This is a genomic window from Geothrix terrae, from assembly GCF_022808775.1.
GTDB lineage: Bacteria > Acidobacteriota > Holophagae > Holophagales > Holophagaceae > Geothrix > Geothrix terrae.
This window is the reverse complement of record NZ_JAKZLA010000002.1, coordinates 1-23792: the sequence shown is the minus strand read 5'-3', so window position 1 is coordinate 23792 and position 23792 is coordinate 1. Positions and strand designations below refer to the sequence as shown.

The following is a 23792-nucleotide window of genomic DNA, read 5'->3' as shown; positions in this document are numbered from 1 at the left end:
AAATCCACTTTGAAAAGTGTGGCTACAAGGGCCGGGATCTGACCGATTCCGGTCCTTGTGGCTCAAAAATGTTTTTGGCTTGGTGGTCAGACCAACCCCAGGTACTGTTTGGCAACCGATTCGGAGGTCGACAATGTTTTTGAGCATTCTCGCAGCCACGCTGCCCCTCATCGTTCTGCTCATCGGCATCCCGCTGCTGATGAAACCAGCCGCCAAGGTGGCGCCCATCGCCCTGCTGGTGACGGTGCTCGCGGCCATCCTCGTGTTCCACTTCCCGGCCAAGGTCACGGTGCTGGCGGCCCTCCAGGGCGGCCTCACGGGCATCTTCCCCATCATGTACATCCCCTTCGGCGCGCTGGTGGTCTACAACGTGCTGAAGGCCACGGGCTGGATGGACAAGATGCAGGGCGCCATGGCGAACCTCACCGTCGACCGCCGCGCCCAGGCCCTGCTCATCGCCTTCGGCTTCGGCGCCTTCCTCGAGGGCATCTGCGGCTTCGGCGCGCCCGTGGCCATTCCCGCCAGCATCCTCATCGGCCTGGGCTACAACCCCATGATGGCCGCGCTGGTGTGCCTGGTGGCCAACACGGGCCCCGTGCCCTTCGGCTCCCTCGCCATCCCCACCGTGACGCTCGCCAAGACCACGGGCCTGGACGTGATGAAGCTCTCCCAGATGACGGGCCGCTTCATGGCGCCCCTGGCGCTGATCATGGCCTTCGCCACCGTGTACGCCATGTCCAAGTCCAAGGGCCTCAAGGGCGCCCTGGGCACCATCCTGGTGTCCGGCCTCAGCTTCGCCATCACCGAGTTCCTCGTTTCCAACTTCATCGGCGCGGACCTCACCTCCGTGCTGGCGGGCCTGGTCTGCCTCGTGGCCACCGCCATCTACCTGAACTTCCAGAAGCACCCGCAGCCCTGGCTCTTCGAGGGCGAGGCCCCGGCCACCGACGAGCGCCGGGAGTTCCATCCGAAGGAGCTGTTCCTCTCCTGGCTGCCCTACCTGCTGCTGGCGGTGCTCGTCATCGCGGTGAACCTGCCCAGCACCAAGCCCCTCTTCAACGGCACCGCCCCGGGCTGGAAGTGGGTGCTCCTCAAGGCCCAGATCTACAACCCCGGCAAGCTCTATGCGTTCACCTGGCTCCAGAGCCCCGGCACCATCATGCTCATCGCCGGCCTCATCGCCTTCCCCTTCATGGGCATCAGCTACGGCGTGATGGGCGAGCAGTTCGGCAAGACCTTCAAGCAGATGATCCCGTCCTTCATCGCGGTGGCCAGCATCCTCGCCATCGCTGAAGTGATGAACATGGCCCTGCCCATCATCGACCCCAAGACCAAGCTGGCCGTGGTGGGCGATCTCGCCACCAAGCAGATCTCCATGGTGGCCACCATGGCCAACGGCATCGTGGCCCTGGTGAGCCGGAACGTGTACCCGTTCCTCAGCCCGCTCTTCGGCACCCTGGGCGTGTTCCTCACGGGCAGCAACACCTCCGCCAACGCCCTCTTCGGCAACCTGCAGCGGCTCACCGCCAACGGCATGGGCCTGTCCGACATCCTCATGGCCTCGGCCGGCAGCGCGGGCGCCTCCGCTGGCAAGATGATCTCGCCCCAGAGCATCGTCATCGCCGCCACCGCCGTGGGCCTGGCCGGCAAGGAAGGCCTGATCATGCGGCAGACCATCAAGTACACGATCCCCTACGTGATCCTGCTGGGCCTCATGGTCTTCGGCTTCGCGTTCCTGTTCCCGGGGCTCGTTCCCTGACCTGATCGGCGAGAACACAAAGCCAGAATCACCACGAAGACAGGAAGACCACGAAGAGCTGCGGTTGTATTTTCCTTTTCTTCCTGTCTTCGTGTCTTCGTGGTGAATCTTTTCCAATCGGCACGAGAGGTAAGAACCCATGCGCATCATCGTGGCTCCGGATTCCTTCAAGGGCAGCGTGTCCGCCCTCGGTGTGGCCGAGGCCATGGAGCGGGGCATCCATGCGGTGTTTCCCGCCGCGGAGGTGGTCAAGGTGCCCATCGCCGACGGCGGCGAGGGCACGGTGGAGGCCCTGGTGGCGGCCACGGGCGGGCGCCTCATGCACACGGAGGTGCGCGGCCCCCTGGGCGGGCCCGTGCGGGCCCACTGGGGCATCTCCGGCGACGGCGCCACCGCCTTCATCGAGATGGCCTCGGCCTCGGGCCTGCCCCTCGTGCCGAAGGACCGCCGGGATCCCCGCATCACCAGCACCGCGGGCACGGGCGAGCTGATGAAGGCCGCCCTGGATGCGGGTCTGCGCAAGCTCGTCATCGGCATCGGCGGCAGCGCCACCAATGATGGCGGCACGGGCATGGCCCGGGCCCTGGGCGTGCGCTTCCTGGATGCGGAGGGCCGCGATCTGCCCGAAGGCGGCGCCGCCCTCGCGCGCCTGGCGCGCATCGACCTGTCGGGCCTGGATCCGCGCCTCGCCGAGGCCAGCGTCCTGGTGGCCTGCGACGTGGACAACCCGCTCTGCGGTCCGCGCGGGGCCTCCGCCGTCTACGGTCCCCAGAAGGGCGCCACGCCGGAGATGGTGCAGGAGCTGGATGCGGCCCTGGGCGTCTTCGCGGAGGTGGCCGAGGCCGCCACCGGCCGCGACATCGCCCTGCTGCCCGGGGCCGGTGCCGCCGGCGGCCTAGGGGCGGGTCTGCTCTTCTTCACCCCCGCCAGCCTCCGGCCCGGCGTGTCCATCGTGCTGGAGACCACCGGCTTCGAGGCCCTGGCCCAGGGCGCGGACCTGGTCATCACCGGGGAAGGCCGCACGGACTTCCAGACGGCCATGGGCAAGGCTCCCGTGGGCGTGGCGGCGGTGGCCAAGCGCCATCGCGTGCCCGTGATCTGCATCGCTGGCGGCCTGGGCGACGGCGCGGACGAGGTGCTGGGCCACGGCATCGACGCCCTGGCCACCACCGTGCCCCAGCCCATGACCCTGGAGGACTGCATGGGGCAGGGCGCGGCGCTGGTGGAGGCTGCGGCCGCCCGGGCCTGCCGCCTGGTCAAGGTCGGCATGGCCCTGCGCCCCTGAACCCCGATTGACACCCGGATGCCTTGTGATTGACATGCGATTGACACGCCCACCTGATTGACACGCGCTCGAGGGGTGGAAGCACCCGCCGATCCGCAAGAATGGATGCACCTGTCCTGCCGATGTTCCGAAGGGAGACCGACCATGACCCTCGAATTCCGTGATGCCGTCCTGTCCAGCTATCCGGATGTCTACACGCCAGAGGCGATCCGTGCCCTGGAGGCCCTGGCGCCCCTGGATGAGCAGCGCCGGGAGCGCATGGCCGCCCGCCTCGCCCGGCGCAGGCAGCGGGCCGAGGCTGGCGAGCGCATCGGGTTCCTGGACCCCGCCGCGCGGATCCCGGGCAAGCCCTTCACGGTCGCCGACGCCCGGGCCGGGAACTTCGACGGGGCGGTGATCCCGCCGGACCTCCAGCGCCAGTGGATCCAGGGCACGGGCCCGGCCACCAAGCCGCGCTCGGATGTCCGCTCGGGCATCCGCAACGTGGCCTACGCCCTGCTCTCCGGCGCCGACGGCTGGATGTTCGACGGCGAGGACGCCCTGGGGCAGGTGGACACCATGTCCCTCGACAACCACCGCAACCTCAAGCTGGCCATCGCCCGGGACCCGCTCTTCCTGGAAGTTGCCGAGGAGGTCAGCCGCGAGATGAACCAGTGGGCGAAGGGGTTCTTCGGCCACCCGATCATCGAGGACTGGCGCAAGCAGCTGGACTTCACCACCGTGATCTACCGCGTGCGGGGCCTGCACCTGGAGGACCGCCACATCCGGCGGAACGGCCATGGCTTCTCCGCCTCCATCGCCGACATGGCGCTCTACATCGTGAACAACCACGCGCGCCTCCGCGCGGCGGGCCGCAGCCTCGTGCTCTACCTGCCCAAGACCCAGACCGCCGAGGATGCCGCCCTCTTCAACGCCATGCTGGTGGCCCTGGAGGAGCACCTGGGCCTCGAGGTGGGCACCATCAAGGCCTACGTGCTGGTGGAGCAGCTGGAGCAGTGCTACCAGCTCATGGAGATCCGCGCGGCGCTGGCGCCCCACTTCGTGGGCTTCAACACGGGCCGCTGGGACTACATCAACAGCGTCTCGGACGCCCTGGCCTGGGACAAGGGCTTCGTGAATCCCGACATCAGCTCGATCACGATGACCTACGGCTACATGCGCACCTACGAGGACCGCGTGCGCCGGGCCATGAACACCCCGGACCGGAACGGCCGCTTCGCCCTGTGGCAGGGCGGCATGGAGCCCAACATCCCCGTGGGCAGCGAGGCCGGCGTCACCGCCAGCATGAAGCGCGCCGTGGCCGGCGCCGAGCGCGAGCAGCGCGAAGGCGCCTCGGGCAAGTGGGTGGCCCACTGGAAGATGGTCCACATCGTGCGCCCCGTCTGGGAGCGCGCGGGCCAGGCCAACCAGATGGGGCGCGCCTTCCCGGCCCTGACCTACGGCCCGGAGGACGCCGCCGGCCTCATGATGCTGGAGAAGGCCCCCCGCACCATCGCCGGGGCCCGTGATCTGCTCTCCGTGGCCCTCCAGTACGGCAACGCCTTCCTGCGCGGCTTCCAGGCCGCGGCCCTCAAGCCCGCGGACTTCTTCGGCAACGACGACGTGCTCTACCTCATGGAGGACATGGCCACGGGCGAGATCCGCCTCTCCATCCTCTGGGAGTGGCTGCACAAGGGCGCCGCCTTCACGGAGGCCGATGCCGCCACGGGCACGGCCATCGGGGACACGCTGACGCCGGCCCTCTTCGCCCGCCTGGTGGACGAGGAGTACGCCAAGCTCCGCAAGGCCAGCAACCGCGATGTCCACGACGACTCCAAGGACACCACGCTGCCCGTGGCTCGGGCCATCGTGCAGGCCTACGTCAACAGCCCCGTGAAGGCACCCTGGTACGTGGACCTGCTCAACCTGAACCTCGGCGTCGAAAGCCTGCCCGAAGCCGAGATGCGCATTGCCACCTTCCTCCAGACCTTCAGCAAGAACGGCACCCGGATCACCGACAACCTGGACTTCTGAGGGCAGGGCGAAGCTACGCGACGGCGGGGCGCTTCTGCACGATGGCCTTGGCACAGTCGGGGCAGACGCCGTGGGTGAGGGCGGGGCCGGCGCTCTCCAGGAGCGCTGGCTCCGCCGGAACCCACTCGCCCTCGTCGGTCCGGACCTTCCGGCACCAGCCGCAGACGTGGACGAGACCGTCCCGGGCACGGAGGGCCGTCAGGCGGGCGGCGGCCGGGTGGTGGAGCATGGTGTTCAGGCGGGCGGAGCTGGTCCGGCCCAAGGTGCGGCGCATCGAGGCGATCTCCCGGGCTTCCGGCGGACCAGGACGATCCCGTTCCGAAGGCCATCCCTGATGGTGGAAGCAAGAAACTGTTTTGACAGTGATCTTGGGCACGACCACCGGACCTACCTGCGGTCAGGCCTTGATTAGGCCGTGGTGTGGCCGTGGTCAGCCCTTCAGCTTGGCCGCAAAGGCGTCCAGGGCCCGGTAGTAGGGATCGATGCTGGGGATGTAGTGGCGCTCGCCGGCGGCGTGGGGGCCGATGCCGGTCTGGCCCCAGACCACGCCCTGGCCCTTGGGGGCGAAGCGGGCGGAGGTGCCGGCGCCCTTGCGCCCGATGCGGATGTCGCCTCCGGCGGCCTCGATGCCCGCTAGCAGGGCCTTGAGGTAGGGGTTCTCCGGGTCGCAGGCGATGCCCGGCTCCCAGGCGGAGGGCACCAGCTCCAGCTCCCGCGCCGCGGCCAGGGCCTCGATGTCGGCGCGCAGCCCCGTGATGTCGTCCTGGGGGATGGGGCGGATCTCCACGCCCAGGGCGCCCCGATCCGGCGTGATGTTGTAGACGCCGGGCGTGCCCACTTGGATGTAGGCGAAGCGGGCCAGGGACTGCCAGCCGTCCGCGGCCTTCAGGGTGAGGCGCTTGGCGAACATCTCGCGCAGGGCCTCACGGGCGCCCAAGAGACGTTCCGTGAGGTCGCTGCCCCCCGCCAACCCGCTGTGGCCGCGGGTGCCCCGGGCCACCAGCTCGAAGCGCAGGACGCCGCGGTTCTGGGTGCAGACCTCGCCCCAGAGCTCCGTGCCCTTCTCCCCGGTGCGCTCGCCAGCCACGAAGAAGGAGGGCTCGTAGCCCCACTCCTCCTTGAGCTGCCTCAGCACGTGGGGCGTGCCCATGGGCTCCAGCTCGCCGTTCTCCTCGTTGCCCAGCATGAGCAGGCTCACGGGCGGGTAGGGGGCGCCCTTCTTGAAGGTGTCCTTCATCCACACGAGGTAGGTGGAGAGCACGGTCTTCATGTCCGCGGCGCCGCGGCCCCAGAGGTAGTCGCCTTCGATCTTCGGCTCGAACTGGCTGTCGTCGGGCTCGGGCTCCACCACGTCGAAGTGGCCGCACAGCATGGCCGGGGCCTGCTCGCCGCCGGGGAAGTGGGCGAGCACGGCCGGGAAGGTGGCCTGGTTGAAGTAGCGCACGGGCACACCGTGGTTGCGCAGGTAGTCGTAGATGAAGGTGGCCGCCCGGTGGATCTCGGGCATGCGCTCCTCGGGGCAGGCGGTGACGCTGGGGATGCGGATGAGGCGCTGGGACACGGCCAGCACCTCCGCGGTCTTGCTCGCGAAGGTCCCCTCCACCACCGTCTCTGGCCGGGGGCGGAAGCGCACGGGGGCGCGGGGATCCAGGTGCACCTCGTCGCGGGCGTGTTCCACGAAGTCCTTGAGCTTGTCCTGTTCCGGCCCGAGGTCCGCCAGGCGGGCAGTGATGGCCTCCACCTCGTCGCGGACCTGGACCTTCCGGGCCTCGGCCAGCTCCACGAGCAGGGCCGGCGGCACGATGTCCGAGGTGCCGAGCTTGGCCTTCAGCTTCTGGCGCATCTTCTCGGCGGTGCTGGGCGCGCCCTCCGCCATCTCGCGGAGCGGCTGGAGGTCCTCCCAGAAGCCGAGCGCCTCGGCCATGGGCCGCAGCTGGTTGAGCGTCCAGGCCAGGAAGACGCGCATGGCCACGGGCTTGGCGGTGAGGGGATCCTCGATGACGGCGTTCAGGCCCTCCCTGGCCGCCAGGTCCTCGTTGCGCCGGGCCCGGGTGATGTCCTCGGTGTCGTAGCGGAAGCCGCGGGCGAAGTCGGGATCCGCGTAGAAGCGGAGGAGGAGCAGGTGCTTGAGGGTGAGGTTCGCCACGTCCAGGGCCAGCTCGTGGCCGGGGTCGTCCGTGCGGACCTCCACGCGGGCCATGGGCAGGTCGATGCGGGCGAAGAGGTTCTGGCGTTCGATCTGCGCGGCCATGTCCTCGACGTTGCGCGTCTCGCCGGCGGCGAAGAGGCCCCGGGCGTAGATGTCGTGCAGCTGGTCGCTGGTGACCTGGATGAGGCGCTCCACGGGCTCGGCCTGGGAGCGGGCGCGCACGGGGATCCAGTTGTTGTTGCCGAAGCGCACGCCGCGGCGCACCAGATCGTAGGACAGGCGCAGGTAGTCCGCGTGGCTGCGGTTCAGGTCCGGCACGTCCAGGGCGGGCGGATTCGGGAAGGTGAGGTTCCGCACGGACTCGTAGGGGGTGAGGCGGACGACGGGCTTCCCGCCCTCTTCGGAGGCCTGGAGGGGCGTGCTGGCGCTGGTGGCGATGAAGAGCGACGCGAAGGCCCGCATGAGGCGGGTGCCCGTGATGTAGACCTGGTTCTTGTAGTCGTCGAGGTGGTGATCGCCACGCTGGGAGGCGGGCAGGTGCATGAAGTCCCAGGCCAGCATGGGCTCGGGCAGGCTGAGGTTGCAGTGGGTGCCCGCGGTGGCCAGCTCGGTGCCGTACATCTCCACGCAGCGCTGCAGGTAGCGCCGCTTGGCCAGGTGCCAGGACTCGGGCACGCAGTCGGGCCCGATCTCCGGGAGGATGAGCAGGTTCCCATGCCAGTAGTGCAGGGGCTCCCCGAAGGCGCGACCCGCCTTGTAGAGGGCGTTGATGAGGGCGGCCTCCAGCAGGCGGCCTTCGTACACCGCGCCCCGGGGGGTGTGGTAGGGACGGGTGACCCACTCGATCATCCAGTGGAAGACCTCGAGCTGGTGGTACTCCCCGGTCCAGGGCGCCAGCACCTTCGTCCGCAGGTGGTCCACGAAGGACATGCGGTCCGGCCCCGTGCCCACGGTGAGCAGGGGGCGGAACTGCGGATCCACCAGGTTCCACTCCAGCTCCAGCCCGCAGAGGCCGCCCTGGGGCCGCGTCTCCTGGGCGGTCTGGCGCGCCAGCTTGAACTTCTCGACGAAGGCGTTCAGGTCGAACACGGGTGCTCCGGATCAATCAATCAACGTGCGGATGAATCTGTTCAACCCTGAAGTGACTTCAGCGCCGCCAGGAGCCGCTCGGCGGCGCCCTGGGTGCGCTCGGGCGGGGTGGCGTAGGAGAAGCGGATCCACTCGGCGCCGTAGGGGCTGAAGAAGGCGCCGGGCACCACGGCCACGCCGTGCTCCTCGGCCAGGTACTGGCCCATGGGCTCGGAGTCGGTCCAGCCCTTGGCCTGGAAGGTGTCCGACACCTTGATGAAGGCGTAATAGCCCTGGCCGATGATGTGGGTGAGGCCCTGCTTCTTGAGGAACTCGCGCAGCCAGGCGCGGCTGGCGCGGGTGGGCTCGATGATGGGCGCGGCGGCCTTCTGGAAGCCCTTCTCGTAGGCGGCCATGGCCACGGCCAGGCTGAAGAAGGAGGGCATCACCGTGTGGGAGGCCTGGGCCACGATGGTCTTGACCACCTCCGCGTCGGCCAGCAGGTGGCAGTTGCGGATGTTGGAGGCGCCCAGGCTCTTGGTGAGGCCGTCCAGCACCATCAGGCGCTTGCGCAGCTCGGGCTCGAAGGCCCGCAGCAGCACGTTCACGTCGTAGGGATCGCCATCGCCCACGGCGTGGTACATCCAGTCGAAGAGCACGTAGGCCACGCCTGCCTCCAGGGCCGTGCGGGCCAGGACGATCTGGCGCTCGAGGGGGATGGTCTGGCCCGTGGGGTTGTCGGGGCAGGTGATGACGAGGCCCGCGATCTTGCGGCCGTGGCGGGCGGCCTCGGCCACGCAGGCGCGGATGCCTTCTTCGGAGTAGGCCCAGCCCTCCTCGGCCCGGCCGGGCGCCCACATCACGTTGGCGCCGATGCCGTAGGGGCCCCAGTTGTAGCTGATCCAGGGCACACGGCTCACCACCACCACGTCGCCCTGGCGGCCGTGGCCCAGGGCCAGCATGGCCTGGTAGGCCTTCTGGAGGCCGTCACGGCCGCCCTGGGTGCCGATGATGTTGGCCGGGCCCCAGCCCGTGTCGGGGGCCAGCTTCCAGTACTGCTCGGCCACGATCTTCCGGTAGGCGTCGGTGCCGTAGGGCATGTCGTAGGCGGTGCCGTGCTGCTTCTGCATCTCGAAGGCGCGGTCCAGCAGCTCCGCGGGCACGCCGGGGAGCGAGGCGCCGCCGTCGCCCTGGCTGGCGTCGAAGACGGGCACGCCCGGCTGCTTCTCCTTGAAGACCTTCAGCGACTTGTTGATGAGGAACATGCGGGAGGCCGGGATGGGCGCCAGCTGTTTCAGGTGATCGCTCACCGGGACGAGGTTGGCCTCAGGCACGGCGAAGGCGGGCGTTTCAGGGGAGAGCAGGGCAGCCATGGATCCTCCCGATACGAAAAAGTCGCCCCTGCGGCGATCCAGGAGCGACGAACGTGGGTCAAGGCTAACACCTCGAGCCCGGGGTTCAAAGTTATAGAGTCTTATGTATCAATAATTGATGTTTATACCCTACTGTCTGGATCGCCGCCCAGATCCCGGTGCCGGAAGGGCCGGGCGGCGGGTCCCGCGTAGTCCTCCACCTTGTGGCCGTGGCCCAGCAGGAGGTAGCGGTAGCTGAGCAGTCCCTCCAGGCCCACGGGGCCCCGGGCGTGGATCCGCCCGGTGCTGATGCCCACCTCGGCGCCGAAGCCGTACCGGAAGCCGTCGGCGAAGCGCGTGGAGGCGTTGTGGAACACGCCCGCCGCGTCCACCTCCGCCAGGAACCGCGCTGCGGCGGCGTGATCCTCGGTGACGATCGCCTCCGTGTGGCCGCTGCCATGGGCGCGGATGTGGGCCAGGGCTCCGTCGAGGTCCTCCACGATCCTCAGGGCCAGGATGGGGGCGCCGTACTCGGTGTCCCAGTCCGCGTCCGTGGCCTCCGCCAGGCCGGGCACGAGTGCCCGGCAGGCGGCGCAGCCGCGCAGCTCCACGCCGCGCGGCGCCAGGTCCGCCACCAGGGGCGGCAGCAGGCGGGCCGCGGCCCGGCGGTGGATGAGGACCGTCTCCACGGCGTTGCAGGCGGCGGGGTACTGCAGCTTGGCGTCGCGCACCAGGGCCACGGCCATGGCCGTGTCCGCGGCGGCGTCGAGGTACATGTGGCAGAGGCCGTCGGCGTGGCCCAGCACGGGGATGCGCGTGGCGGCCTGGAGGCTCAGCACCAGCTCCCGGGAACCCCGGGGGATCACCAGGTCCACCAGGTCCGGCCGCTGCAGCAGGGCCGCCACGGCCTCGCGATCCGGCAGGCCCTGGACCGCATCCTCGGGCAGCCCCTCCTCCGCCAGCGCCTGCCGTACCGCGGCCAGCAGCGCGGCGTTGGAGCGCGCGGCCTCGCGGCCGCCCTTGAGCAGCACGGCATTGCCGCTCTTGAGGGCCAGGGCGCTGATCTGGATCAGGGCATCCGGGCGTGCCTCGAACACCACGCAGAGCACGCCCAGGGGGCAGGCCACGCGGGTGAGGTCCAGGCCCTCGTCCAGCTGGCGGCGCAGCTGGACCCGGTGGAGGGGATCCGGCAGGTCCGCCACGGCCCGGACGCCCTGGGCCATGGCCGCCAGCTTGGCGTCATCCAGCTTGAGCCGCTGGAGGGTGGCGGGCGGCAGGGCGCCCCCGGCGGCCACATCATCCGCGTTGGCCGCGAGGAGGGCGGGCGCCTGGGCTTCCAGGAGGTCCGCCAGCCGCCGCAGCACCGCCGAGCGGAGCGCCCCGGTCGTGGTGGCCAGGCGCCGGGAGGCCTCCCGGGCCGCCTGGGCCATGGCCTGGATCTGGAGGGGGCTGAGGCTCGCGTCGTTCATGGCCGGGCTCCTCTGGGGGCGGCGAGGAAGAGGGTTCCCACGGGGTCACCCGCGAGGATCTGGTCGAGGATGCCGATGGCGAGGCCCGAGGCGAGCACCACGGGCACCCCGGCCCGTGCCGCGGCCCGCGCCGCCTCCACCTTGCTCACCATGCCCCCCCGCCCGCGGCCCGAGGTGCCCTCGAGCCTGGCCTGAGGATCGGCTCCGAAGGGGACCTCCGCCAGGGGCTCGGCGTCCGCGTGCAGGCCCGGGTTGCGGGTGTGGAGGGCGCTCACGTCTGAGAGGAGCACCAGGAGATCGGCCTCCAGGTGCGTGGCCACCAGGGCCGAGAGGTGGTCGTTGTCGCTGAAGATGGGCCGGCGGCCGGGGGAGGGGCGCTCCAGCTCCAGGGTGGATACGGTGTCGTTCTCGTTGAGCACGGGGATGGCCCCCAGCTCCAGCAGGGTGTCCAGGGTGCGCCGGAGGTTGGCGTGGCGGAGGGGATCCGCGAAGTCATCCTCCGTCAGCAGCACCTGGGCCGCGCACAGGCCCATGCGGGCGAAGCCCTCCTGGTAGATGGACATGAGCTGGCCCTGCCCGGCGGCCGCGCAGGCCTGCTTCTGCGGAAGCCCCTCGGGCCGGATGCCGAGCTGCCGGGCCCCGAGGCCCACGGCGCCGGAGGAGACCAGCACGGGTTGGGCGCCCCGGCGGCGGAGAGCCGCCACGGTCTCCATCAGCCCGTACAGGCGGCTCAGGGCCGGCCGGCCTTCGGCATCCACCACGACCTGCGTGCCGAGCTTGATGACGATCCTTTTGGCCGTGCCAAGGCTGGCCCGCTGGGCGGTGTTGGCGATGGAGTGGGTGCTGCGGGTCATGGTTATCTGCCCATAAAGAAAAGCCCCCGGGTCGGTGTGCGGCCCGGGGGTGGATGTGAGCGGAGCGTCGTGGTGATTAGCTCAAAGCCCTCCAGCCGGTCGGCCGGTGATCGGGTGGCTAGGGCGCGGGTTGAAGGTCGTCACGGTAAACATGTTGGAACAAGTCTGCCGGAGCGGCGATGATCCGGAAAGGGGAAATGGACGGATTGGCTTTATAGGGGCTTGAAAGCGGGGGCCGAGCGGCCCTTAAGCTCCGGTCTCCTGCCCACTCAAGGCGGCGGGGCTGCTCAGTCGGCTGCCAGGTTGAACACCCGGCGGAAGAAGGCCAACGCGTCCGTATTGATCTGCGTGTGGACAAGCTTGCGGTTGACACCGGGTGAGTCGGTGCAGAGGTCGGGAATCTGCTTGGCCAAGGCTGGCGAGCACGGAGCGAGGAACACCCAGTGATCGGCCTTCGGCACCTCCTTCACCCCGGCGAGGGTGTGGATCAGCGGCAGGATATGGCGGGCGTTGGCATCGGGCCGCAGCACGAGGTCGTTCTGGCTGTAATACAGGTAGATCGGGATGCGCACCGTATCGAAGCTGTGCGAGTCGAAGATCAGGCTGAGCGGCGCCATGACGAAGGCCGCCTTCACGCGCGGGTCGGCCGTTTCGCCATAGCGGTAGAGCTGGTCCTGGGTCCGCTGCATCAACTGGCGCTGCGACAGGCCCAATTTGTCGGCTTCGGCCTGGAATTCGGCCAGCTTGCCGCAGACGTTCAGATCCTTAGGGTAGTGCTCGCAGAAATCCACGAAGCGGGTGAATTCAGGCTTGGCGCCCGCCACCATCAGGCCGGTGTAGCCACCCGAGGAAAACCCGGCAACGCCGATGCGCGCAGGGTCGATCAGGGTGTTCCAGCGCGGGTCGCCCAGCAGCATGGAGATGGTTGCTTTTACCTGCACCGGACGACCGGCCAGCACCTCGATATGGCCGGCGCCGCTGGTGTCTTCGAAGTCGTCCTTGGGGTGATTGAGCGTGGCGACGATGAAACCGTGGCTGGCCAGAAAGGTGGCCAGGTCATGGTGGCCCAGGCGTGAGCCGCCGTTGCCGTGCGAGATCACCACCAGCGGCTTGAGGCCGGCCGTCGCCGATGCATGGAGGCGCGCTGCCACCTCGTAGGGGCCGAGCGCGGTGATGCCGGGGGTGGGCTCGGGTGACGGGTAGAACACATAGCCGTCGGTCTGGCCGCCGCTGACCGGGTCGGGGATGCGGATCGGTGCGATCCCGACGCCTGATATGGGAGGCGCCGCAAACAGCATCGTGGCAAGCAGGAAACCGAGGGCAACGCCCAGCCAGTGAGGGAAGCGAGGGCGGCATGAGGTGACGGGCGAAGACGCTGTAGACATCGTGATAGACCCCAGGCCTTGATTCCGTAAGAGCATACGGCGCGTTGTACGGAATGCGAGCGCAATAGCCCGGGCCAGCCGTTTTGGGCACGGGGATGCCCCTTGTGTTTGAGGTGTACTGGACTGGCAGAGTCTCAGGTATTTCCTGAGGCCTGCTTGAGCTCCACCCACAGCGCCTCCACGTGCCGCCGCTCGGTCGGCTCGGCCCCGATGCTCACGCGGAGGATCTGGCGGCCCTTGAGCAGGGAGGGGGTGAGGTAGGCGGCGCCGCCTTCGTTGATGCGGCGGGCGAGGTCCAGGTTGTGCTGGGCGAGGGCGGCCTCGTCCAGGCCGGGCTTGAGGTGGCGGAGGCAGATGGTCTGCAGCGGCACGGGGGCCTGGCGTTCCCAGTCCGGCGCCGCATCCACCTGCTCCCTGAACCACTGGGCGTTCGCCAGGTCGCGGCGGATGCGGGCCTGGAGGCCCTCCACGCCCACGTCCATGAGGTAGAACCACAACTTCAGCGCCCGGAAGCGCCGCCCGAGCTGGATGTGCCAGTCGCGGAAGTTGCTCACCTGGCCGTCCTGGGCCGTGCGCAGGTAGCTGGGGTTGGTGCTCATCACGCGGATGAGGTGCTGGGGATCGCGCACGTAGTAGGCGCTGAGGTCGAAGCCCACGCCCATCCACTTGTGGGGGTTGAACACCAGGCTGTCGGCCCGCTCGATGTCCTCCCACATCCAGCGGCACTCGGGCAGCACCATGGCCGTGCCCGCCATGGCCGCGTCCACATGGAGCCACATCCCGTGCTTCTCCGCGAGGTCCGCCAGGGCGGGCAGGGGATCCAGGGCCGTGGTGGCCGTGGTGCCCACGGCGCCGACGATGGCGCAGGGGCGCAGGCCGATCTCGATGTCCTTCTCGAGGGCCGCCTGGAGCAGATCGAGCCGGATGGCATGGTTCTCATCCGTGGGGATGAGGCGCAGGAAGCTGCGGCCGAAGCCCGCGAGAAGGGCCGCTTTCTCGATGGAGCTGTGGGCCTGGTCCGAGGCGTAGACCACCAGTGGCGCCTCGCCGCTCTGGAGGCCTTCGGTGTTCTGGGCGTACTCCGACACCTTCTCCCGGGCGCAGAGCAGGGCGGTGAAGGTGGCGGTGCTGGCGGTGTCGTGGATGACGCCGGTGAAGGCCGTGCTCAGGCCCACCATCTGGCGCAGCCAGTCCATGACCACCTCTTCAACTTCGGTGGCGGCGGGGCTGGTCTGCCAGCTCATGCCCTGGGCACCCAGGCCCGAGGCGGCCAGGTCGCCGAGGATCGAGCTGTAGCTGGTGTTGCTAGGGAAGTAGGCGAAAAAGGATGGATGGTTCCAGTGGGTGATGCCGGGCAGCACATCCCGCTCCAGGGCCGCCAGGGCCTGGGTCACGCGGCCCCCGTGCTGGGGCGGGTGGTCCGGGAAGGCGGCGCGGATATCGCCGGGCTGAACCCGGCTCATGACCGGCAGGCGCTCGAGGTTCTCGCGGTAGTCCGCGATCCAATCCACGAGCTGATAACCGAGGCGGCGGAATTCTTGGGCGTCCATGCCTCTAGTGTGCCTGCATTCCTCTAGGGTGCCCGCATGGCGAGGCGGGTCACGGCGGCATGCACCCCCTGGACCACCTGGGCCATCCGCAGGTAGTCCAGGCGGTCGGCGGTGTCATGGTCCGTGTGATAGTCCCGGTTCCGATAGAAGGCTGTGTCCGTGAGCATGACGGCCGTGAACCCCTGATCCCAGTAAGGGTAGTGGTCCGAGAAGTCCATGCCCGGGATCCAGCGGGGTCCGTTCATGGACACCACGGGGAGCGGCGACGCGCCGCGCAGGGAGGCCTTGACGTCGCGGGTCAGGCCGATGTCGCCGAATCGGCCGGCCACCAGGAGGAAGTCCCCCCGGTCGGGGTAGAGCAGGCCGAGGAGGGAGGAGGGGTAGCGCTGGCTTCCCGGAACTTCGGTGTAGCGGCCGACCATCTCCAGGACGAGGACCGCACGCACGTCGGTTCCGGCCTCCCTCATGAGGCGGGCGTGCCGGGCGCTGCCCATGTCAGAGGTCCGGAAGAAGGGCGGTTCCTCCAGGGTGTAGGCCACCAGGTCCACGCGCAGGGCGGGGGCGGCCCGGCCGAAAGCCCGGGCCAGCTCCAGCATGCAGGCCACGCCGCTGGCGTTGTCGTCCGCGCCGGGCTGCTCGCCACAGGCGTCGTAGTGCGCCCCCACCACGATGCGGGGGCCGGACTCGGGCCCGAAGGAGGCGATCACGTTGGTGAAGGCGTGTCCGCGGACCTCGAAGGGCTCCCGGGCCACCCGTCCGCCGGCCGCCTGGAAGGTCGAGGCGATGGCCTCGGCGGCCCGGGTCAGGCCCTTGCTCTGCCACTCCCGCGGCGCGCAGCCTTCCGAGAGCAGCCGGACGTCGGCCTCCAGGCGCTCCGGCGACACCGCGATGGCGGGTTCGACGGCAGGGGCGGCCAGCACCGGCTGGGTCACCAGGATGGACGCGCAGGTGCCGAAGCCGAGCAGGAGGAGGGTCAGCCCGGCCAGGACCCTCCACTGGCGCTGTCGGCCGGTCCGCCGGAAGGCCTCCGGCACAGCGGATGGGGAGGGCGGCTCGAGGGGGGGCATGCCACCAGTGTTGCGCGGATCGTGCGCGGCGGTGAGGGTTTCCAGTGCCCTGCACGCTGGTGGCGCCGCAGCGCTCCCGCGACAATGGGAGTTCGAACGAAGGAGGCTCTCGTGGACATGGTCATCGATTTTCCGGGCGGCGCGCGGGTGGACGCGCACTTCGGACCCTACACCGTGAAGACGGACCAGCCCGTCCAGGGCGGTGGGGAAGGCTCCGCGCCCAGTCCCTTCGCCCTGTTCCAGGCCTCCCTCGCCACCTGCGCCGGCATCTACGTGCTGAACTTCTGCCGCCAGCGGGACCTCCCGACCGAGGGCATCCGGCTGGTCCAGCGGACCGTCCCCGATCCCGCCACGGGGATGGTAGGGCGGGTGGAGCTGGAGATCCTGGTGCCGCCGACGTTCCCCGAGAAGTACCACGAGGCCCTCGTGCGCACCGCCAGCCAGTGCACCGTGAAGAAGCACATCGAGCATCCCCCGGCGTTCAGCGTGAAGACCCTGGTCGAAGGCTGAGGTAGATCTCGGAGGAAGGCCCTTCTGCCACCGATTTCAGTGATGAAAAGATAAGGCCCTGTCCCGGGGCAGCATTCGGGGCCCATCACCGCAATCACTGAAATCGGTGGCTAAAAAATCGCCCGAGTCGACCACGGCTTTGAGGTTGTTCTCGCCCGACGGTGGCCTACTCGTAGCGGAGGGCCTCGATGGGATCCTGCTTCGCGGCCTTGAGGGCGGGCCACAATCCGAAGATCAGCCCCACGGCCGTGCTCACCCCGAAGCCGAGCACGATGCTCCAGAGGGGCGCGGCGGCGGGGAACTCGAAGACCAGGCGCACCAGCATGGCGATGCCCAGCCCCACGGCGATGCCGACCGCGCCGCCCACGCCGGTGAGGCTGATGGCCTCCACCAGGAACTGCATGGCGATGTCCCTGCGGGTGGCGCCGAGGGCCTTGCGCACGCCGATCTCGCGGGTGCGCTCGGTGACGCTCACCAGCATGATGTTCATGACGCCCACGCCGCCCACCAGCAGCGCGATGGCGGCGATGAGGATCATGGCGCCCGCGATGCCGCCGGTGATCTGCTGGAAAGTCTTGAGCTGGGCCTCGCTGGTGAAGATGGCGAAGTCGTTGGGCTGGCTGGCGCGAAGTCCGCGCCGGGCCCGGAGGATGGCCACCTCCTGGTCCATCATGTCGTACATCCGCTTCGGGTCCTTGGGCACGGTGGCGATGTGGATGGTGTCTCCGCCGCCGTTCTTCACCTGGGGGAACATCTCGTCGAAGGTGCTGATGGGGATGATCAGAATGTTGTCGGCATCGCCGCCCAGGAAGCTGCCCTTCTTCTCCAGGAGCCCGATGACGCTGAAGGCCACGCCGTTCACGAGCACCGTGCGGCCGATGGGGTCGCGCTTGCCGAAGAGGGCCTCGGCGGTCATGGGGCCCAGCACGCAGGTGCGGGCCGTGTGGGTCACGTCCGCGTCCACGAAGAACCGCCCGTCCTGGATGAAGGAGTTGTTGGAAGGCGCGTAGTCGGGATTCGTGCCCACGAAGGTGGGATTGTTCCCCTCCTGCCCCTCGGGCGTCTTGATGCTGAGGTTCGCGGCGTCGTTGCCGAAGAGGTAGCGCTCCTGGGATACGGCCGCTGCCAGGGTGGCCGTCTGCTTGAGGGCCTCGGCGTCCTCGATGGTGAGGTCGCGGCGGCGCTTCTGGTCCTCGGGGATGCGCCCGCCGCCGAAGCGGGGTTCGTACTTCTGGAACTGCACGAGGGTGGTCCCGAAGCTGGAGAAGCTGTCGGTGACGGCGTCGTTGAAGCCCGAGACGAAGCTCACCATGGCGATGACCGTGGCCACGCCCGCCACGATGCCCAGCAGCGTGAGGAAGCTCCGAAGCTTCTGCGCCACCATGGCCCGGAAGGCGAACTTGACGTTCTCGCTGCCGATGCCCCTGAATCCGGCTTTCCGGCTGGCCATGGTCACTCCGCCCGGATCGCGTCGATGACGACGAGGTTGGAGGCGCGGTAGGCGGGTAGGAAGCCCGCGGCCAGACCCACGAGGGTGCTGAGGAGGATGCCCACGAGGACGATGCCCGGCGTGATCTGGGCGGGGAAGTCCGCCACGGCCCGGACGGTGAAGGCCCCGAGGGAGCCCACCAGCACGCCGATGACGCCGCCGGCGGCGGAGAGCAGGGCGGCCTCCAGGAGGAACTGGTACCGGATGTCCCGCTTGCGGGCGCCCAGGGCCATGCGGACGCCGATCTCCTGGGTCCGCTCCACCACGCTCACCAGCATGATGTTCATGATCACGATGCCGCCCACGCCGAGGCTCACGCTGGAGATGAGCATCAGCAGGATGAAGGCGGCGCTGCTGATGGTCTTCCAGAGCTCCTGCAGACTCTCCTGGGTGAGGAGGCCGAAGGGGTCGGGGCTGCGGAAGCTGGTGTGCCGCATGGCGCGGAACAGGGCCCGCACCTCGTCCATGGAGGCGTCCAGGCCCTCCACGCCGTTCCGGGCCTTGATCTGCAGCTCCAGGCTCTCGTTCGAGGCCATGAAGTTCTTCCGGTAGACCTGGAGGGGGATGTAGATGCGCCCGTCCTGGTTGAAGCCGATGCTCCGCCCCTGCTTGGGCATGAGCCCGATGACGCGGAAGGGGAGCCCGCGGATCAGGATCGTCCGGCCCACGGGATCCAGGTGGGGGAACAGCTCCTCCCGGGTGTTGGCTCCGATGACGGCCACGTTCAGGGCGCCCTGGTCCTCGTTGTCCGAGAAGAAGCGCCCGGCCTCGAACTCCAGGTTGAACAGGTCCGCGAAGTTGGAGGTGATGCCGATGACGGCGATGTTGTCCAGGTGACGATCCCCGCTCTGCACGGGCATGGAGTTGCCGGCGGCGGCGGAGACCTGGGAGGACTCCTTGAGGATGCCGCTGGAGAGGCGCTGGTACTCCTGCCAGGTGATGGGCGGGCGCTTGAGGGCGTCGATGAACTCCCGCCGGCTCCGGATGATCCCGAACTTCTGGACGACGTAGACGTCCGGGGCCAGGACGATGATCTTCTCCTTCACGTAGGTGTTCAGGCCGGAGATCACGCCCACCACGGCGACGATGGTGGCCACGCCGATGATGACGCCCAGCAGCGTGAGGAAGCTGCGCAGGGTGTGTGCCCGGATCGCCCGGAAGGAGGCGCGGAGGAGTTCAGTGGGGTTCATGGGGGCCTCAGGACTTGGTCTCGTCCTTGTCCTTGTCCTTCTTCTTCGCCTTCTCCACCCGGACCGCCTCGCCGCCCTTGAGGTCGCGGAGCGCCCGGTTGGGGCCGGTGATGAGCGACTCGCCGCCCTTGAGGCCGGAGAGCACCTCCACGGAGAGGTCGCCCATGAGGCCGGTCTTCACGGCCACGAACTTGGCCTTGCCGGATTCCATGAGGAAGACGCCTTCCTCCTCGCGCGGGGCGCCGGGCTTGTGGGTCTCGCCGGGCTTCAGCTTGATCTCGCGCATGACGAGGGCCTGGAAGGGGATGGCCAGGGCCTGATCGCGGCTGCCGGTGAAGATGTCCGCCTGGGCGGAGAGGCCGGGCTTGATGGTGAGGGGCGGATCCTTGATCCACACCTTCACCTTGAACTTGGTGGCGTCGTTCACGCTGGTCTTCAGGATGGGGCTGCCGCCCACTTCCGTGACCTGGCCCTGGAAGATCTGGTTGGGGTAGGCGTCGATGCGGATCTGCGCCTCCTGGCCCAGCTTCACGGTGGGGATGGACGCCTCGTCCACCTCCATCTCGGCCTCCACCTTGCTCATGTCGGAGACGGTGAGGAGCACGGTGCCGGGCTGGTTCTGGATGCCGGGCACGGCGGTCTCGCCCAGCTCGATGCGGCGGGCGGTGACGACGCCGTCCATGGGCGCGGCGATGGTGGAGAAGCCGAGGCCCACATGGGACTGGCTCAGGTTGGCCTTGGCCTGGTCCGTGCGGCGGCGGGCGGTCTCCTGCGCGGCCTGGGCGGTCTCGAGGGCGGTCCTGGCCCGCTCGAAATCCGCCGCGGAGATGATGCCCGCGTCCCGGTTGGCCTTCGCCCGGTCGAAGTCGGACTTGGCCTGGGCGAGGTTGGCGGTGGCGGAGGTCAGGTCCGACTGGGCCGCGTGCAGGCTGGCCTGCATGGCCTCGGAGTTGGCCCGGGCGCTGCGGGGATCGATCTCCATGAGGAACTGGCCCTTGTGGACCCGGTCGCCCTCCTTGACGGCCAGGCGGGTGACCTGGCCCATGATGCTCGCGGAGATGTCCGCCTTCGTCACCGCCTGGATCTTGCCGTTGGCGCTCACCTTGGCCTGCAGGTTCTCCCGGGCCACGGTGGCCACCTGGATGGCGATGCCCTTGTCCCGCATGCCGGCGATGCTCAGGCCGGCGATCACGAAGACCACCAGTCCTCCGCCGAGGATCCACATCTGCTTCCGCTTCATGTCAAAGGCCTCCCCAACGGGCTGATCGCATCTCAATCTTCGCTCATGCAGTCCAAGGGTTTAGTGGCCTTGGATGTCATAAATGGAATTGTTTTCTATTGATTGGATTCGCCAGTTGGAAAATAATTCCATCTGGAGGACCCGCCTTGTCCCATTCCCCCTTCGGCCCCACCATCCTAGCCCTTCTTGCGGCTGGGCCTGCATTCGCCGCGGCTGCGGGCAGCGGAACCCTCGCCGGACGGGTGCTGGACGACCAGGGAAGGCCGGTGGCCCAGGCCCAGGTCCGCCTGGAGAACCGTGTCTCCGGATTTCGCCAGACCGTCGTCACGGACGCCTCGGGGACCTACGCCGCCTACAACATCCCCTTCAGCGACTACCACCTGGAGGTGGTGGCGCCGGGGATGCAGGACCTCCACCAGAACATCTCGGTGCGCTCCAACCTGCCCACCCGGCTGGACCTGAGCTTGAAAGCGGCCCAGGCCTCCGCCACGGTGGCGGTGGAGGACACGGTGTCCCTGGTGGAGGCCCACCCCTCGGCCCACATCGACATCGACCGCTCCACCATCGAGAAGATCCCCACCGCCGTCCAGAGCCGGGCCATGGAGAGCATCCTGCTCGCCACGCCGGGCTTCATCCAGGACGAGAACGGCCGCTTCCACTTCCGGGGCAGCCATGGGCAGGTGACCTACGTGGTGGACGGGGTGCCCATCACGGACCAGGTGCAGTCCACCTTCTCGAACTCCCTGGACCCCTCGCAGGTGGAGAGCATGGAGGTCATTACGGGCGGGGTGAGCGCCGAGTACGGCGGGAAGCCGGCGGCCGTGGTGAACCTCACCAGCAAGTCCGGCCTGGGTTCGCCCAGGCCCTTCCAGGGCGAGCTGTCCCTGGGAGCCTCGCGGTTCAGCACCCGGGAGCTGGGCTTCGGGGCCCGCGGCGGGACGGCCTCCTTCGGCTACTTCGTGACCGGCGCCGCCTCCGAGAGCGACCGGTTCCTGGACCCCGTGAACTTCGAGAACCTGCACAACCACGGGACGACGGACCGCCTCTTCACGCGCTTCGACTGGCTCCTGGGCGCCAGCGACATCCTCCGGTTCTCCGCCAGTGGCGGCAGCACCAACCGGGACGTGGTGAACCTGGCCTCCCAGCAGACCGCCGGGCAGGACCAGCGGGTCCACACCACGGACGTGAACCTGAACCTGGGCTGGACCCACCTGCTGGGCGCGGACCGCAGCCTGGATGTGGCGATCTACTACCGCGGCGCCACCGCCCGCCTGGATCCCACCCGGGACCTCCAGCCGGGCTTCGGCGGCGGCGGGCCGGACACCCCCGTGTGGATCCGCTCCGACCGGCGCCTGGACAACCAGGGCGCCCAGGCGGGCTACACCCAGCGGAATGGTGACAACACCTTCAAGGCGGGCCTCCAGGTCGTGCGCTATCCCCTGCACGAGCGGTTCGACATGGCCATCACCGACCAGGCCCAGGCCTCCGGGCCCTCGGATCCTCTGTATCCCTACACCCCTGCCGGGGGCGGGAACATCCTCCGGTTCGCGGACGGCTTCGCGCCCTCCCTGGCGTCGGCCTACCTCCAGGACGACCTGAAGGCCGGCCGCTGGACCTTCGCCCTGGGGCTCCGCTTCGACAGCTACAAGGGGCGGGATTTCACCCAGAACGAGCTCCAGCCGCGGCTGGGCGTCACGTACGCGCTGCCGGGGATCGGCACCCTGGTGCGGGTGGTCTACGACCGGCTGCTCATCACGCCGGAGAACGAGAACCTGGCCTTCTCCACCTCCCAGACCGTCTGGAGCCTGGTCACCCAGTCCGCCACGCCGGTGCCCCCGTTGCGGGCGGAGACCCAGGACAGCTACCTGGTGGGCCTGGAGCAGCAGCTGGGCCAGGTGGCGCGGGTGAGCCTGGACTACTGGTGGAAGGACAGCCGGAATTCCGCCGACAACAGCCAGTTCATGAACACGGGCATCCTCTTCCCCATCACTGCCTGGAAGGGGCGCTTCCACGGCCTGGACCTCCGGGCGGACACGGTCCCCATCCGGGGCTGGTCAGCCTACCTGAGCGCGGGCACCGTCCGGACGCTCTACTACAGCCCGACCCTCGGGGGCCTGGATTCCGCCGATCCCGCGGTGAACGGGCCCGACGGAACGCCGTACCTCATCGACCACGACCAGAAGCTCACCGCCCAGCTGGGCGTGCGGTTCGAGCAGGGCGGCTTCTTCGCCCAGGCCTCCGCGCGCTACGACTCGGGCCTGGAGGCGGGCGACCCCGCCACCGTCGCCGGGAATCCCGACTACGCCTTCGGCATCCCCTACGTCCGGACGGAGACCGACAGCCTGGTGGGCCTCAACCACCGCATCAAGTCCCGCACCGTCCTGAACCTCAACGCCGGGCAGGCGTGGAAGCTCAAGAACGGGCAGAAGCTGTCGGTGGGCCTGGACCTGCTGAACGCCACGGACGAGAAGGGCCTCTACAACTTCCTCAGCGCCTTCGGCGGCACCCATGTCATCCCGCCGCGCACCTTGGCGGCGCGGGTGAAATGGACGTTCTGAGCCTGCCTCAGAAGGGGTGCTCGAAGCTCAGGTAGAGGAAGATGGCCTTCTCGCCGCGGCTGGTGCCCACGCCGATGGGCACCGCGAGGCCGGGGACGATCTGGAGCCCGCTGCGGAAGTTGTAGGCCCAGCGGATGCCGGGGGAGACGTACGAGGCGCTCTGGCGATCAGTCCGGCCCGGGCCCGTCACGGTCTCGCCGCTGGTGTAGACGTATTCCAGCATCACGTTGAAGCGCGGGGCCGCCAGCCAGATGAAGCTCTGGCCCAGGTTGTAGTCCTGGGTGAAGCCCCGGTCGCCGTCGGGGCTGAGGGCCCGCGGCGTATGGGTGGCGCCCGCATTGAAGTGACCGACGAAGGTCTTGCTCAGCGTGAAGCTCACGGGCAGGTTCACCTGGAAGCCCGTGCCGCCCTTGCCGTAGCCAGTCTTCTCGTCGCCCGTGGGCAGCAGCACGCTGAACCGCGGGGCGATGGCCACCGGGGCGTCGCCGTCACCCAGCAGCTGGTAGCGGTAGTTCAGGGCCACGTCCCCGAAGGCCTGCTTGCCGTCCAGGGAGGCGCCCAGCCGCTGCCAGGGCAGGGTGAAGCTGAGCTGGTGCTTCAGCCCGCCCACGGGCCACTCCTGGGTGAAGGTGTAGATCCAGTCCCGGCTCTCCTGGTAGCGGGTGAAGGTGCTGATGTGCTGCACCACGCCGGGTTCCTGGTTGTAGGCCTCCTCCACGAGGAAGGAGTTGTCCTGGATGGGCCCCTCCTTCGCCTCCTGGGCCACCAGGGACGTGGCGAGCAGGAGGACGGGGAGGAGGCGCGGGAGGAGGCGAGGATGGGGGAGGGGGCGCGGGAGGAGGCGAGGATGGGGG

17 protein-coding genes are annotated in these 23792 nt (G+C 69.0%); 5 read left to right on the top strand and 12 right to left on the bottom strand.

Features of this window, described 5'->3' with window-relative positions; all coding sequences use genetic code 11:
- Positions 1-139: 139 nt before the first annotated feature.
- The 3 genes from MLE42_RS03215 to MLE42_RS03205 all read left to right on the top strand — a co-directional run bounded on the left by MLE42_RS03215 (position 140) and on the right by MLE42_RS03205 (position 5057).
- Complete coding sequence (locus MLE42_RS03215) at positions 140-1759, top strand: L-lactate permease (protein WP_243286445.1); 1620 nt, start codon at positions 140-142, stop codon at positions 1757-1759.
- A gap of 139 nt (positions 1760-1898) precedes the next feature.
- Entirely contained in the window at positions 1899-3044 is a 1146-nt protein-coding gene (locus MLE42_RS03210) for a glycerate kinase (protein WP_243286444.1), read from the top strand.
- A 144-nt stretch (positions 3045-3188) separates the two neighbouring features.
- A complete protein-coding gene (locus tag MLE42_RS03205; RefSeq protein ID WP_243286443.1) occupies positions 3189-5057 on the top strand; it encodes an aldolase/citrate lyase/malate synthase family protein in 1869 nt (622 codons plus the stop codon).
- 13 nt (positions 5058-5070) lie between these two features.
- On the opposite strand, the gene MLE42_RS03200 is transcribed toward MLE42_RS03205, so the two are convergent.
- From MLE42_RS03200 to MLE42_RS03165, 8 genes are all read right to left on the bottom strand, one after another.
- Positions 5071-5331 carry a hypothetical protein gene (locus MLE42_RS03200; RefSeq protein WP_243286442.1) on the bottom strand — a complete coding sequence of 87 codons (261 nt, stop codon included), beginning with the start codon at positions 5329-5331 and terminating at the stop codon, positions 5071-5073.
- 156 nt (positions 5332-5487) lie between these two features.
- Positions 5488-8295 carry a M20/M25/M40 family metallo-hydrolase gene (locus MLE42_RS03195; RefSeq protein WP_243286441.1) on the bottom strand — a complete coding sequence of 936 codons (2808 nt, stop codon included), beginning with the start codon at positions 8293-8295 and terminating at the stop codon, positions 5488-5490.
- Between the two features lie 41 nt (positions 8296-8336).
- Positions 8337-9647: an aminotransferase class I/II-fold pyridoxal phosphate-dependent enzyme gene (locus MLE42_RS03190; protein WP_243286440.1), complete on the bottom strand. Its 1311-nt coding sequence runs from the start codon at positions 9645-9647 to the stop codon at positions 8337-8339.
- Between the two features lie 122 nt (positions 9648-9769).
- The gene (locus MLE42_RS03185; RefSeq protein WP_243286439.1) at positions 9770-11095 is read right to left on the bottom strand and encodes a glutamate-5-semialdehyde dehydrogenase; all 1326 of its coding nucleotides are present in this window, start codon (positions 11093-11095) and stop codon (positions 9770-9772) included.
- On the bottom strand, positions 11092-11949 hold the full coding sequence (gene proB, locus MLE42_RS03180) for a glutamate 5-kinase (protein ID WP_243286438.1): 858 nt from the start codon (positions 11947-11949) through the stop codon (positions 11092-11094). Before proB ends, MLE42_RS03185 begins: the two co-directional genes overlap by 4 nt.
- 287 nt (positions 11950-12236) lie before the next feature.
- Entirely contained in the window at positions 12237-13247 is a 1011-nt protein-coding gene (locus tag MLE42_RS03175) for an alpha/beta hydrolase family protein (RefSeq protein WP_243286437.1), read from the bottom strand.
- Positions 13248-13468: 221 nt separating this feature from the next.
- Positions 13469-14884, bottom strand: coding sequence for a pyridoxal phosphate-dependent decarboxylase family protein (locus MLE42_RS03170; RefSeq protein WP_243286436.1), 1416 nt, complete (start codon positions 14882-14884; stop codon positions 13469-13471).
- A 23-nt stretch (positions 14885-14907) separates the two neighbouring features.
- Positions 14908-15951, bottom strand: a complete 1044-nt coding sequence (locus MLE42_RS03165) for a M28 family peptidase (RefSeq protein WP_243286435.1) — start codon at positions 15949-15951, stop codon at positions 14908-14910.
- Positions 15952-16068: 117 nt separating this feature from the next.
- On the opposite strand from MLE42_RS03165, the gene MLE42_RS03160 reads away from it, so the two are divergent.
- Positions 16069-16461 (top strand): OsmC family protein, encoded by a 393-nt coding sequence (locus MLE42_RS03160; protein WP_243286952.1) that lies wholly within the window; start codon positions 16069-16071, stop codon positions 16459-16461.
- A 166-nt stretch (positions 16462-16627) separates the two neighbouring features.
- Here the strand turns inward: MLE42_RS03160 and MLE42_RS03155 are convergent, their stop codons facing one another.
- From MLE42_RS03155 to MLE42_RS03145, 3 genes are read right to left on the bottom strand one after another with little or no spacing between them, the layout of a single operon-like run.
- A complete protein-coding gene (locus MLE42_RS03155) occupies positions 16628-17911 on the bottom strand; it encodes an ABC transporter permease (protein WP_243286434.1) in 1284 nt (427 codons plus the stop codon).
- 2 nt (positions 17912-17913) lie between these two features.
- Positions 17914-19140 (bottom strand): ABC transporter permease, encoded by a 1227-nt coding sequence (locus tag MLE42_RS03150; protein ID WP_243286433.1) that lies wholly within the window; start codon positions 19138-19140, stop codon positions 17914-17916.
- Between the two features lie 7 nt (positions 19141-19147).
- A complete protein-coding gene (locus MLE42_RS03145) occupies positions 19148-20380 on the bottom strand; it encodes an efflux RND transporter periplasmic adaptor subunit (protein ID WP_243286432.1) in 1233 nt (410 codons plus the stop codon).
- A gap of 146 nt (positions 20381-20526) precedes the next feature.
- Between MLE42_RS03145 and MLE42_RS03140 the strand changes: the two genes are divergently transcribed.
- Positions 20527-22938 carry a TonB-dependent receptor gene (locus MLE42_RS03140; RefSeq protein ID WP_243286431.1) on the top strand — a complete coding sequence of 804 codons (2412 nt, stop codon included), beginning with the start codon at positions 20527-20529 and terminating at the stop codon, positions 22936-22938.
- Between the two features lie 7 nt (positions 22939-22945).
- Here the strand turns inward: MLE42_RS03140 and MLE42_RS03135 are convergent.
- Positions 22946-23792: transporter (locus MLE42_RS03135; protein ID WP_243286430.1), on the bottom strand; the 847-nt coding region annotated here is incomplete at its 5' end.

Excerpts from the sequence above, each read along its gene's own strand:
- MLE42_RS03210 (WP_243286444.1), top strand. The coding sequence starts at position 1,899 with ATGCGCATCATCGTGGCTCCGGATTCCTTCAAGGGCAGCGTGTCCGCC.
- MLE42_RS03205 (WP_243286443.1), top strand. The coding sequence starts at position 3,189 with ATGACCCTCGAATTCCGTGATGCCGTCCTGTCCAGCTATCCGGATGTC.
- MLE42_RS03200 (WP_243286442.1), bottom strand. The coding sequence starts at position 5,331 with ATGCGCCGCACCTTGGGCCGGACCAGCTCCGCCCGCCTGAACACCATG.
- MLE42_RS03190 (WP_243286440.1), bottom strand. The coding sequence starts at position 9,647 with ATGGCTGCCCTGCTCTCCCCTGAAACGCCCGCCTTCGCCGTGCCTGAG.
- MLE42_RS03185 (WP_243286439.1), bottom strand. The coding sequence starts at position 11,095 with ATGAACGACGCGAGCCTCAGCCCCCTCCAGATCCAGGCCATGGCCCAG.
- proB (WP_243286438.1), bottom strand. The coding sequence starts at position 11,949 with ATGACCCGCAGCACCCACTCCATCGCCAACACCGCCCAGCGGGCCAGC.
- MLE42_RS03175 (WP_243286437.1), bottom strand. The coding sequence starts at position 13,247 with ATGCTGTTTGCGGCGCCTCCCATATCAGGCGTCGGGATCGCACCGATC.
- MLE42_RS03170 (WP_243286436.1), bottom strand. The coding sequence starts at position 14,884 with ATGGACGCCCAAGAATTCCGCCGCCTCGGTTATCAGCTCGTGGATTGG.
- MLE42_RS03165 (WP_243286435.1), bottom strand. The coding sequence starts at position 15,951 with ATGCCCCCCCTCGAGCCGCCCTCCCCATCCGCTGTGCCGGAGGCCTTC.
- MLE42_RS03160 (WP_243286952.1), top strand. The coding sequence starts at position 16,069 with ATGGTCATCGATTTTCCGGGCGGCGCGCGGGTGGACGCGCACTTCGGA.
- MLE42_RS03155 (WP_243286434.1), bottom strand. The coding sequence starts at position 17,911 with ATGGCCAGCCGGAAAGCCGGATTCAGGGGCATCGGCAGCGAGAACGTC.
- MLE42_RS03150 (WP_243286433.1), bottom strand. The coding sequence starts at position 19,140 with ATGAACCCCACTGAACTCCTCCGCGCCTCCTTCCGGGCGATCCGGGCA.
- MLE42_RS03145 (WP_243286432.1), bottom strand. The coding sequence starts at position 20,380 with ATGAAGCGGAAGCAGATGTGGATCCTCGGCGGAGGACTGGTGGTCTTC.